The following is a 10,641-nucleotide window of genomic DNA, read 5'->3' as shown; positions in this document are numbered from 1 at the left end:
GTCAAACGTATGAAAAGCAAAACATTTATACGGAAAATCATCGAAGACCCCAAAATACTTGATGACATACTGGCCAAATTATAATGAGGCCCTGGTTCCCCCGAAGCATCGGGGCTGGAGGCACCACTTAGAAAACCGCAACATGATTTGTTGCGGTTTTTTGTTTATAGTCAGGTTTTATAAAGGGCGCAACTACTTGGAAATTTCCTTTAACCGAAATATGTCAATCAAAGGATGCCACAATCTGCCTTCAAAAGGCACAAATGAACCATTCGCGCGTAAGATTCCCACAACCAAAACGACAAAGCCCTGAGTATTGCATTAATGCTCTTTTTTGGCCAACGGCCCAAAAGGAATTATATAAACCAAAACCGACATTAAAACAGAACCATTCGGCCTAATAATATCAATTTATTTGCAGGGCGAGGTGAACAAAAACTTAATATTATAGTATCTTTACCCTTAGCATTTTTCTGATATGAAAACTTGTACCCCCCTCTTCATGCTACTAATCATTGCCGTTTCTGGGCATGCCCAGAAAAAAATGGACAGGACCTTGAGACTGTTGAATGCTGAATCGGTACCTTATATACAGGTGACCGATGCCAGGGACAAAGACGGCGTTCTTTTTATGGACACCCGAAAAAAGTCGGAGTACGACATAAGTCATCTGGAAGACGCCATTTGGGTAGGTTATGAAGATTTTGATCCGCAACAACTCAAAGATCACGAAATTGACCTATCCACGCCGATAGTTGTTTATTGTTCCATAGGGGTTCGTTCTGAGGATATAGGCGAAAAACTTCAGGCTTTGGGATATACTAACGTATCCAACTTATATGGCGGTATTTTCGCATGGAAGAATTCAGGGCTTCCCGTTTTTGACGCAGAGGGCACGCAAACTGATAAAGTACATGCGTATAATAGGTTTTGGGGGAGATTTTTGACCGAAGGCGAAAAGGTTTACGAGTAAGCAAGTCCGATTCAATGAGCATCATTTTACAGAATTCAGAAGAGAAAGATTCTAAGACCATTCACTACCAATTGGCCAATTCGAAGAACCTATTACTTATTTTTACCCGAAATCCGGTCTTGGGAAAATGCAAGACACGATTAGCAGCCAAGGTAGGGAACCAAGTCGCATTGGATATCTACAACTTTTTACTGAAGCATACTTCCACGATTACGAAAGACCTAAATGTTCACAAACGGGTGTATTATTCCGAAGAGATCTGGAAAGACGATTGTTGGGATAACCGTATTTTTGATAAGCGTTTACAACAAGGTTTCGATTTAGGCACTCGCATGTCAAATGCCTTTAAGAATGGTTTTGAAGATGGATTCGAGAAAATCATCATCATTGGCAGTGATATGTTCGATATGGACAAATCGGATTTGGAGGATGCCTTTATGGCGCTAGCCCAAAATGATTATGTCATAGGACCAGCATTGGACGGCGGGTATTATCTTTTGGGCATGAAGTCCTATACGGAAAAGATATTCCAAAATAAGGAATGGGGCAAAGAACATGTGTTTGAAGCAACCATAAATGACCTTAAGAATGAAAAAGTGCGCCTTTTGGAACCCAAGAATGACATAGACCGTTATGAAGACCTAAAAAACAATAAAGCTTTTCAACCCTATTTGAAGAATATATGAGATTATCTGAACAACAATTACAAGAATCAACCGCATATTTAAAGGAAAAAGGATTCGATACTCCTGAAATAGGCATAGTTCTTGGAACGGGCTTGGGACAATTGGTCAATGCCATTGAAAATCCCATAACGGCGCATTACAACCATATTCCCTTTTTTCCGCTCGCCACGGTAGAATTCCATCCCGGAAAATTGATTTACGGTACCATTGAGGGTAAAAAAGCCGTGGTTATGGAAGGTCGTTTTCATTTGTATGAAGGTTATGACTTTATCGATGTGACTTATCCTATTCGAATTATGCACCAACTAGGGATTCATAAATTGTTCGTTTCCAATGCAGCCGGGGCAATTAATCGAACCTATAAAAAAGGGGACATTATGTTGATTGAAGACCATTTGAACCTTCAAGGAGGCTCCCCATTGGCCTTTGGCAATGTATCTGAATTCGGTGATCGCTTTGTGGATATGAGTGAGCCTTATGATTTAGACATGCGCCTTAAACTGATCGCTATCGCCAAGCGGGAAAAAATAAACCTACAAAAAGGCGTTTATGCGGCCGTAATAGGACCACAGCTAGAGACCAAGGCTGAATACAGAATGTTGAAAATCATAGGTGCCGATGCCGTGGGTATGAGTACCGTACCTGAAGTAATTATTGCCAACCATTTGCGACTACCCATTGTCGCCGTATCCGTTTTGACCGATGAATGCGACCCAGACAATCTCGAGCCTGTTGATATTCAAGAGATCATACGAATAGCGAATGAAGCTGAGCCCAAAATGATAAAATTATTTACAGAATTAATAAAAGAACTATGAGTTATTTAGAAGCTACAAACGACTTGTATCGCGATGCTGCCTTAACCCCCGAGGTCGGCCTTTGCTGCACTACCAATCCCATATGGCAATTCCCTGGCCTTTCGATTCCCAAGATCATGCAAGATATGAACTATGGATGTGGCAGTACGGTAGCGGCCCAAGACCTGGTGAATAACCCCAAGGTATTATATGTTGGTGTAGGTGGCGGCATGGAACTGTTGCAGTTTTCCTATTTTTCCCGACAAAAAGGCGGCGTCACTGGCGTGGATGTAGTGGACGAAATGCTCGAAGCTTCTAGACAGAATTTTAAAGTAGCCGAAGAAGAAAACGATTGGTTTCGCAGTGATTTTGTGAATCTTGTTAAAGGCGATGCCTTGAACTTGCCCATCGAGGATGGGAGTATCGACGTGGCAGCCCAAAACTGTCTATTCAATATATTCAAGACCGAGGACCTCAAGAAAGCCATCAGTGAAATGTACCGCGTTTTAAAACCACATGGCCGTTTGGTGATGAGCGACCCTACCTGCGAACAGCCCATGAACGACGAATTACGGAATGATGATAGACTCAGGGCCCTATGTTTAAGCGGTAGTATACCCATGAAAGACTATATAAAGGCTTTGACCGATGCGGGATTTGGCACCATTGAAATTAGGGCCCGCAAGTCTTACCGCGTGTTGTCGCCCAATCATTATCCCACCGATGAACTCATTTATATCGAATCGATAGAAATCGCCGCCATCAAAGATCCCATGCCAGAAGATGGGCCATGCATATTTACCGGTAAAACGGCTATTTATTATGGGGATGATGACTATTATGACGATAAGGTTGGGCATGTTTTAGTGCAAAACCAACCTTTGGCGGTATGTGATAAGACTGCTGCCGTATTATCCAAATCAGGCGAACCCTTCCATATCAGCGAAAGTACATGGCATTATAACGGCGGGGGTTGTTGTTGATTTTGTAAGGTTTGATGACTTCCTTGAACTAAAGAAACATACTGGTTCCCAACACAAGATTATGATCAAACTTAAATCCTTATTTAGTATCGTTTTGCCTTTTTTCTTGTTGCTGAATTGTTTTGGCCAAAAGCCACCGCTTGAAAAATCGATAAAAAGTACGGATAGCCTTGACCATGCCCCATGGGATATTTTATTGAAAAAATATGTAGACGAACATGGAAATGTCGATTACGCAGGTTTTAAGAAAGACACGGGTCTGCTTGACAACTACCTTGATTACCTGGCTGATAACCCCATTGCGGATACCGCAGAAAAAGAAGAACGATTAGCATACTACATCAATCTTTATAATGCAGGAACGGTTCATTTGATTTTGGAGCACTACCCATTAAAAAGTATCAAGGATGTTTTCAGGCCTTGGGGCAAAGATTGGGTAAGGATTGGGAGCAATATGTATTCCCTAGGTGAAGTAGAGCATGAAATGCTTCGAAAAATGGCGGAGCCCCGCATTCATTTTGCCATTAATTGCGCATCCTATTCTTGCCCGAAATTATTGAATGAAGCCTATACTGCTTCTAAAATAGAGGAACAATTGGAAAGGGCCACTTCCCATTTTATCAATGACCCTTCTAAGAATAAGATTTCGCGGGACGGTGTTGAATTATCCAAAATATTCAAATGGTATAGGGACGATTTTACTAAAGTAAAATCATTGATCGATTATTTGAACACCTATGCCGATAGTAAGATTTCCCAAGATTCGGACATCGATTATTTAATGTATGACTGGGGGTTGAATGAAAAAAGATAAAGCGACAATCAGTATTATAATTCCGGCGCTTAATGAGGAAGACCACATTGGGGCACTTATAGACTACCTTATAAAAAACAGTTCCGAGAAGCGCATAGCGGAAATTCTGGTTATTGATGGGGGCAGTCAAGATCGCACCACAACATGTGCCGAGAATGCCGGGGCAACGGTACTTAAAACCACGAAAGGAAGGGCCATACAAATGAACCATGGGGCCAATGCCTCGATGGGTGATATTCTCTATTTTCTACATGCCGATACTTTCCCCCCCAAGGACTTCGACCAGCATATCATCACAGCGATTTCGGGAAACCATGAATCAGGGTGTTTTCAAATGCGTTTCGATAGTACCAACTGGGTACTTCGGTTCTTTGCCTGGTTCACCAAATACAATCATAAAATTTGCAGGGGAGGTGACCAATCACTTTTTATCACCAAAGAACTATTTACCAGAACAAAGGGCTTCAACGAGGATTATATGGTTTTTGAAGATAATGAGTTTATTGGTCGTTTATACCGAAAAACCTATTTTAAGATACTTCCGCAACATGTGAAAACCTCAGCCCGAAAATATAGGGAGCATGGCGTCATACGACTGCAATATCATTTTGGGGTCATTCATCTCAAAAACTATTTGGGTGCAGGACCTGAGCAGCTTTATGATTATTACAAAAGAAAAATTGCCCTTTAACGGATAGGGCCGATTTCACCGCCCTCATAATCCAATATAACGCCCTCAGAAATCCATTTGGCGAGGGCCTGTCTATTATCGGGTTCCAATATTCTGCGTTGGTCTTTTTGGTTTTTGATATTTCCAATTTCAATATAGGCCATGGCAGGATGGGTGTTTCGTACTAGATACAAGCCTGTTCTATCACTAAACGTTCCTTCATAGGTTCGATTCGGCTGGTATTTTTTATATTTTTTCTGAAAGGTTTGATGAATGCTCTCGGCCAATTTTTTTCCGTTCTTACTTTGTTCATGATGGTAAAAGAACGCGTCTATATTCTGTCCCTTACTGCGACTATCCACATGGGTCACGATAAGACGCTGAAACTGTCCGCTATGCTTTCTATGCAAATCGTTTACAATGTCGACCCGTTGCTTAAGGCGCGCTAAATGGTTTAATGGAATTACCTTGTCGGGATAGGCGACCTCATCATGATCGATGTTCAAAATCCGTTCGTCACGAATCCCATCATTCAGGTCCCGAATAATAATGTACACCGTTGCACCATGGGACAGTAATTCTTTGGCCAATCGCAACGTAATATCATAGGCATACTCATCTTCGGCAATTTTGCCCTTCCCATAATTGGCCATTGCTCCTGGATCAGGGCCACCATGCCCTGAAATCAAATAATAAACCGCCCCTTTCAACTTTTCGCTCTTCAAAAAAACAGTTTGACCTTCACCGAAAATGGAATATTCCTTTCCCTCGATTTTTTTAATCTCGGTCGATTTCTTTTGTAGGGAATCGACGATTGTGACGCTATCTGGTTTTACAAGTGGGATTTTGTAATCCCTTCCTTCGTACAAATGCAAACTGTCGCGAAGATTATCAAAATTAAGTGCGATAAAATCATTAAATGTTTCAGAGGGATCTACCCCTTGTTTTCGTAAAAGGGAATATATACCATCGCCTTTCTCGGCAGTTACGGCAATATAGGAATCCTGTCCATGGGAGGCACCTGTCATGAACAGCACTATCCCGAAGATGAAATCTTTGATTTTCATACAACCTCTATTTCTAATTATCTTCAAATTCAGTGTTGGAATAATCCAATAAAATTCCGTTGGCAATTAGGTTGGCTATATTATTTTTAGTTGCGGTAACCTTTATGGTTTTATCGGCATCACCCATTTTTGGGCCCATAATTATAAAGGTTATTGGTGGCAAACTATTTTTGGCAAATGTAATGTCATCGAAATCGGTGCACATCTCGGAATAATCATTCAAGGCTTCCCGTTTAATGGTGTTTTTACCGAAAACCATTAACATATTATCCGCAAACCTTTTACTTTCGCCACTTTCCGCATAATGATATACCGAAATATCGGTCTTTGTTTTGGAATTAATCCCACCATTATCTATCACCATAAGTCTTTGATAGTTGCCATTATGTTTCAAGTATTTTTTATTCACAACACTCACAAAATCGATTAAGTTTAGGGAATCCTTTATATCGCTATTGAACAAGTAAACCCGCGCACCACTTTGAAGCAATTTTCTTGCCATAGTCACGGCAATAACGTCTTCGACATTATTTGAAACCACCTGCCTGCCTCGACTATGTTGCTCAATCAAATAATATACCGTATTTAACAAGGAACTATCCTTTATCTTCAAAGTTGCCAATTTCCCCTCGAAAATCGGCCTTTCCATACCATCGCCCATATCGATGATCAGCCCCCTATTTTTAAATGAATCAGGGGCATTTGGGAGAAAATAAGTTTCGCCCACTACCAAATCGCTTCCATTGATTAAATTATCCTGGTTCAATTCAAGAAAGGCCCCATAATATTTAGCGATTTCGATGCCTTCGTTCCTTAGGATGGAGAAAATGCCGTCTCCGTTTTTGGCGATAACGGTTTGTAAAGCTTCCTGGGAAATTGCACTGAGACAAGAAATCATCGCCAGGGCGATCAATAGTACATTCTTTAATGAGGTCACGTGGAAAAGTGTTTCCGCAAAGTTTATCAAAAATACTTGCCAATTCCAAATGCAATGGAAGGTTACCGCTTAAAATAAGTTCCTATCTAAATTTATTTTTGAAATCTTTATGAAAAAGGACGTCCCAATGCCCGTATTCATGACCATTAAAATCCAGATTTCAAGACACATACGGAATTTCTTGGTGGTCTTGACGTATTGAAATTCCGCAGTTCAATACATTTTATAGTGGTCTCTGATGACTAGTTGTGCAGGTTTATTCTGAGGGGTAAACCGATTGTCTTTTCCACCCCCTGCCTTATCATGGTGAATAAACCACTTCCAAACATAACCGCCCGCAAACCAATCTTCTTTCCAGAATTCCTCAAAAATTGCTTTTTTGGCATTTACTTGACCGTCCAAGTTCACTTTCTCCTCATTCCTATCTACCAACCATGGCTTTTTTGCCGTATAATCCATACTTCGATACCCATATTCCGTAAATAATATGGGCTTGCCTTTTTCAATGGACAGGGCCTTCATCTTCTCCTTATGTTTTTCCCATCCTTTTTTTAATTGGGCAACCGAAGGGGTACGCTCCTCTGATAAAGGAAAATACGCATCAATACCAATATAATCAAGATCTTCCCAAAAAGTCGTTCTTGGATACTCATCCCAATTTGCGGCATAAGTTAACTTGCCTGTATATACCTCCCTGATTTTTGCAATGAGTTTTTTCCAGAATTCAGGTCTATTGTTTACGAATTGCTCTAATTCCGTACCGATGCATAAGATAGACACATGGGTATCCTGAGCCAAACCGGCATAAGCCAGCATGAATTTTTCATACGAATTCTCCAACGTTCTCCAGTCTTCCTCGGATTGCATCTTTAGGGTTCCGGTAAATTCGCCCCGCCAAATCCAGATTTGGGGTTTGAGCATGACTTTTACACCATTCTTATGCAACATTTCAATGTATTGTTTGGCCCCAATTTTAGTTTCTCCATACCATTGACGTTCGGTATCGAAGATGATATCGGGGGAATTGATCTCCCGAATAAAACCAAAAGGCATTACGGCCGCATGATTGGCATTGATCTTCAGAATCTCATCGACATGGTTCTGCCCAACCTTCTCGCGGGAGGCCACGAAGCTGACACCATTGATTTTTTCCTTGACCTGACTCATACAGGAAAACTGCAATAAACATAACATCAACAATCCTAAATGCCTCATTCTTCAAAGATTATAATTTAAAAGTACAGTATTTCATAAATATTCGCTAAAATTTCAGTTGTGCAGGCAGGGTCGATCCACAACCGAACGCAAAATCCTATTCACCACATCACAAAATACAACTAATCCGCTTCCGGTAAACATAAATACACTACCATCCCTTATTTTGTGAAGAATCCATTAGCTTGAAAATTAAGTTCTTATATTTAGTTGCGACTTATAGAAAGACAACCAATAAAATAACATGGAACATATCGTTATCATTGGCAATGGCATCTCTGGGGTCACCGCCGCAAGACATATTAGAAAACTTTCCGACAAACGCATTACCATCATCTCGGCAGAAACAGACTATTTCTTTTCACGAACGGCCCTGATGTATGTGTATATGGGCCATATGAAATTTGAACATACCCAACCCTATGAAAATTGGTTTTGGAAAAAAAACAGGATCGAATTGGTGAACGGTTTTGTAGAACAAATACACCACGAAGAAAAGAAGGTAGCGCTAAAAGAAGGCGAATACATTGCCTATGATAAGCTAATCATCGCAACTGGATCAAAACCGAATAAATATGGTTGGCCAGGCCAAGATTTGAAAGGGGTACAGGGACTATATTCCAAACAGGATTTAGACGGGGTTGAAAAATATGCACCGAACAACAAAGTGTGTAATCGTGCTGTAATCGTCGGTGGTGGATTGATAGGCATTGAATTGGCCGAAATGCTTCTAAGCAGGGATATCCCAGTCACCTTTTTGGTGAGGGAAGATAGTTTTTGGAATGGCGTGTTACCATCCGGTGAATCTGAAATGATCAATGAACACATACGCGAACATCATATCGACCTGCGATTATCGACCAATTTAGCTGAAATCATCGCTGATGAACATGGAAGGGCCAAAGGCGTGAAAACAGACAAAGGAGACACTATTGCCTGCAATATTGTAGGTTTAACGGCCGGGGTTTCCCCGAATATCTCCTTTTTAAAAGACAGTAGTATAGCAACTGGCCGAGGGGTAATGGTCAATCGATACCTTGAAACCAACATAGCCGACATCTATGCGATTGGCGACTGTGCCGAACAAAAAGAAGCCATAGGAAATAGAAGACCTATTGAGGCGGTTTGGTATACCGGACGAATGATGGGGGAAACCATCGCCCAGACCGTTTGTGGGAACAAAACTGAATATAAACCGGGCCACTGGTTCAATTCTGCCAAATTTTTGGATGTGGAATACCAAACCTATGGATGGGTATTCAGTGAAAAATCTAAAAAAGATGTTGAAAAACACTTCCATTGGCGGCATCCAAAGGAAAAAATTTGCATTACGGTTGCCTATCATGCCGACACCCATAAATTCTTGGGCATCAACACCTTTGGTATACGCATGCGACATGACATTTTTGACCGATGGCTTACTGAAGAAAGGGATGTGGATTTTGTAATGGCCTATTTGAAGGATGCCAATTTTGACCCTGAATTCTATGCCAATTACGAGGCGGATATCTTAGCGGAATTCAATGAGGCAATGGGGACGACCATTACTTTACAAAAGAAAAGTTGGAAACGAATTTTTAAAACGGCCTAAGAATCTATGAAAAGAATAAAAAAATTAGGCCTTGTCGTTTTTTTGATAGGTTTAGCGATTTTTACCGCTTTACCCCTACTCGGCACCTATAAACTTTCCACTAAGGACTTCAATGATTTTGTAAGTCAAAAGCACATAAAAAGTGAATTGTTTATTACGCATATACAACAAAATGTAGTTGACCAATCTTTCGATGGAATGCCGGCATTCGCTCCAAAAATAACCAATGCCCTGGAACAGGCTAATGCGGACCATCGAAAAAACAAGGAATATGGAAAAGTAATCTATACCAAGTCACATGATATGGCCGCAGAACTTGGCAAGATAGCAGGAAGTGGACTTATCGTGGACCATAAAGGACTCATGTGGTTTTTAACCTTTGGATTGGGTATTTTGGGTGCCCTCATGTTCATCATTCCCAATGTGGTACTATTAGGTAAGAAAGGAATAAAGAACAATGGCATTTATCACCAAAACGCCACGAATAGGGGTTGGATAGCTTGGTTGGTCTTTGTTTTCCTGATCTCTTTTTACCTCATCCTTTATTTTCGACCCGAATTTGCCGTGAATTGGACTTTTCTGGTCGACCCTATCAGTGAAAGCCTTAGTGGGAATCCGGCCGGTCAATGGTTCGTATATGGTTTCATGTACTGCGTGGTCATGACGGTAATGGCCGTTCGTATGTACATTAAGTACCGCCACAATAAGTACCAAATGATACGTACGACCTCGGTGCTTTTCTTTCAAATCGTATTTGCTTTTTTGATTCCAGAGATTATGGTGCGCCTACAAATGCCCTACTATGATTTTAAGAATGCATTTCCCTTGGATTATGATTTTTTCTTTAGTTGGAATCTCAATGAGCTAATGGCCAGTGGAAGTATCGGCTTGTTTATTCTTGTATGGGG

General features: G+C 40.9%; 10 protein-coding genes and 1 pseudogene. 8 read left to right on the top strand and 3 right to left on the bottom strand.

The genetic code is table 11. The features are described 5' to 3' along the window. Window positions 1-502: 502 nt before the first annotated feature. From WBM98_RS17770 to WBM98_RS17745, 6 genes are all read left to right on the top strand, one after another. Window positions 503-973, top strand: coding sequence for a rhodanese-like domain-containing protein (locus WBM98_RS17770; protein WP_424367361.1), 471 nt, complete (start codon window positions 503-505; stop codon window positions 971-973). Window positions 974-987: 14 nt separating this feature from the next. Next, window positions 988-1,659 (top strand): TIGR04282 family arsenosugar biosynthesis glycosyltransferase, encoded by a 672-nt coding sequence (locus WBM98_RS17765; RefSeq protein WP_424367360.1) that lies wholly within the window; start codon window positions 988-990, stop codon window positions 1,657-1,659. Beyond that, entirely contained in the window at window positions 1,656-2,477 is an 822-nt protein-coding gene (locus WBM98_RS17760; RefSeq protein WP_424367359.1) for a purine-nucleoside phosphorylase, read from the top strand. The genes WBM98_RS17765 and WBM98_RS17760 overlap by 4 nt, the downstream gene beginning before the upstream one ends. Next, a complete protein-coding gene (arsM, locus tag WBM98_RS17755) occupies window positions 2,474-3,439 on the top strand; it encodes an arsenosugar biosynthesis arsenite methyltransferase ArsM (RefSeq protein ID WP_424367358.1) in 966 nt (321 codons plus the stop codon). Before WBM98_RS17760 ends, arsM begins: the two co-directional genes overlap by 4 nt. Before the next feature lie 61 nt (window positions 3,440-3,500). Next, complete coding sequence (locus WBM98_RS17750; RefSeq protein WP_424367357.1) at window positions 3,501-4,253, top strand: DUF547 domain-containing protein; 753 nt, start codon at window positions 3,501-3,503, stop codon at window positions 4,251-4,253. Then, on the top strand, window positions 4,240-4,944 hold the full coding sequence (locus tag WBM98_RS17745; RefSeq protein WP_424367356.1) for a TIGR04283 family arsenosugar biosynthesis glycosyltransferase: 705 nt from the start codon (window positions 4,240-4,242) through the stop codon (window positions 4,942-4,944). Before WBM98_RS17750 ends, WBM98_RS17745 begins: the two co-directional genes overlap by 14 nt. Here the strand turns inward: WBM98_RS17745 and WBM98_RS17740 are convergent. The 3 genes from WBM98_RS17740 to WBM98_RS17730 form a co-directional block, all read right to left on the bottom strand. After that, complete coding sequence (locus WBM98_RS17740; protein WP_424367355.1) at window positions 4,941-5,990, bottom strand: N-acetylmuramoyl-L-alanine amidase family protein; 1,050 nt, start codon at window positions 5,988-5,990, stop codon at window positions 4,941-4,943. The two genes, WBM98_RS17745 and WBM98_RS17740, sit on opposite strands and share 4 nt — an antisense overlap. Before the next feature lie 13 nt (window positions 5,991-6,003). Then, a complete protein-coding gene (locus WBM98_RS17735; protein ID WP_424367354.1) occupies window positions 6,004-6,927 on the bottom strand; it encodes a hypothetical protein in 924 nt (307 codons plus the stop codon). Window positions 6,928-7,140: 213 nt separating this feature from the next. Beyond that, window positions 7,141-8,142 (bottom strand): glycoside hydrolase family 113, encoded by a 1,002-nt coding sequence (locus WBM98_RS17730; RefSeq protein WP_424367353.1) that lies wholly within the window; start codon window positions 8,140-8,142, stop codon window positions 7,141-7,143. Between the two features lie 244 nt (window positions 8,143-8,386). Between WBM98_RS17730 and WBM98_RS17725 the strand changes: the two genes are divergently transcribed. Together WBM98_RS17725 and WBM98_RS17720 are read left to right on the top strand one after the other, a co-directional pair. Beyond that, window positions 8,387-9,733 (top strand): NAD(P)/FAD-dependent oxidoreductase, encoded by a 1,347-nt coding sequence (locus tag WBM98_RS17725; protein WP_424367352.1) that lies wholly within the window; start codon window positions 8,387-8,389, stop codon window positions 9,731-9,733. Window positions 9,734-9,739: 6 nt separating this feature from the next. Continuing rightward, a pseudogene (locus WBM98_RS17720) lies at window positions 9,740-10,641 on the top strand (FeS-binding protein); the annotation flags it as partial.

The sequence above is a fragment of the Maribacter sp. genome (genome assembly GCF_049667165.1).
Lineage (GTDB): Bacteria > Bacteroidota > Bacteroidia > Flavobacteriales > Flavobacteriaceae > Maribacter_A.
This window is presented reverse-complemented; position numbering and strand designations above follow the sequence as displayed.